This window comes from Aeromicrobium sp. PE09-221 (genome assembly GCF_002174305.1).
GTDB lineage: Bacteria > Actinomycetota > Actinomycetes > Propionibacteriales > Nocardioidaceae > Aeromicrobium.
On sequence record NZ_MIJB01000076.1, the window covers coordinates 1 to 746 of the forward strand.

At 67.0% G+C, this 746-nt stretch carries 2 protein-coding genes and 1 pseudogene; 1 reads left to right on the forward strand and 2 read right to left on the reverse strand.

The window, feature by feature from the left end:
* The first annotated feature begins 153 nt into the window (after positions 1–153).
* Complete coding sequence (locus BHE97_RS21045) at positions 154–276, forward strand: hypothetical protein (RefSeq protein WP_272896925.1); 123 nt, start codon at positions 154–156, stop codon at positions 274–276.
* 28 nt (positions 277–304) lie between these two features.
* On the opposite strand, the gene BHE97_RS19335 is transcribed toward BHE97_RS21045, so the two are convergent.
* Both BHE97_RS19335 and BHE97_RS20280 read right to left on the reverse strand, forming a co-directional pair.
* A complete protein-coding gene (locus BHE97_RS19335; protein ID WP_087625653.1) occupies positions 305–493 on the reverse strand; it encodes a hypothetical protein in 189 nt (62 codons plus the stop codon).
* Positions 490–746 (reverse strand): annotated as a pseudogene (locus BHE97_RS20280) (cytochrome c biogenesis protein ResB); the annotation flags it as partial. The pseudogene BHE97_RS20280 and the gene BHE97_RS19335, both read right to left, overlap by 4 nt.

A 746-nucleotide genomic window follows, 5' to 3' on the forward strand; every position in this document is an offset into this window, starting at 1 on the left:
TGTGCCTTTGGAGGCCCGGGTGGGTGCTGCCGCTGGTCGGCGTCAGCGTCGGAGTCGTCGGGCTGCCGTCGGTGCGATAAGGACCCGTGCGTCGCAAGACGTCAGATCAGGTAGAAGGCCACGACCGGAGATGACGGCCGGTCGCTTACAGTGGTGGACGTCGCCGCGCTCGATCGCGTGCCGCGTGACGAGCTACCGGACGATCTCGATGAGTTCCTCGCCAGCCTGCGCGAGGAGCTCGGCGAGACGACTTCCGCACAGGAGAACCGGACATGACCCTAGAGCAATACGCCCAGATCTCGAACTACACGACCTTCGCTGCCACGTGCGTGCTGGGGCTCGCCCTGCTGGCGTACGTCGCCGAGTGGGCGTTCGCTTCGACCTTGCGGGCGAACGCCCACTCGGCGACGTACGCCAGCAGGGCGAGCCCCAGCACGCACGTGGCAGCGAAGGTCGTGTAGTTCGAGATCTGGGCGTATTGCTCTAGGGTCATGTCCGGTTCTCCTGTGCGGAAGTCGTCTCGCCGAGCTCCTCGCGCAGGCTGGCGAGGAACTCATCGAGATCGTCCGGTAGCTCGTCACGCGGCACGCGATCGAGCGCGGCGACGTCCACCACTGTAAGCGACCGGCCGTCATCTCCGGTCGTGGCCTTCGCCCTGATCCACGTCCTGCGCGGCCGGACCATGAGCGCGGCGACGAGCCCGACCACTCCGACGCACACCGTAAGACCAGCGGCGGCAACCCACC

What these genes read in the sequence shown, in the direction of transcription:
- BHE97_RS19335 (WP_087625653.1), bottom strand. Translation starts at nt 493, where the DNA reads ATGACCCTAGAGCAATACGCCCAGATCTCGAACTACACGACCTTCGCT.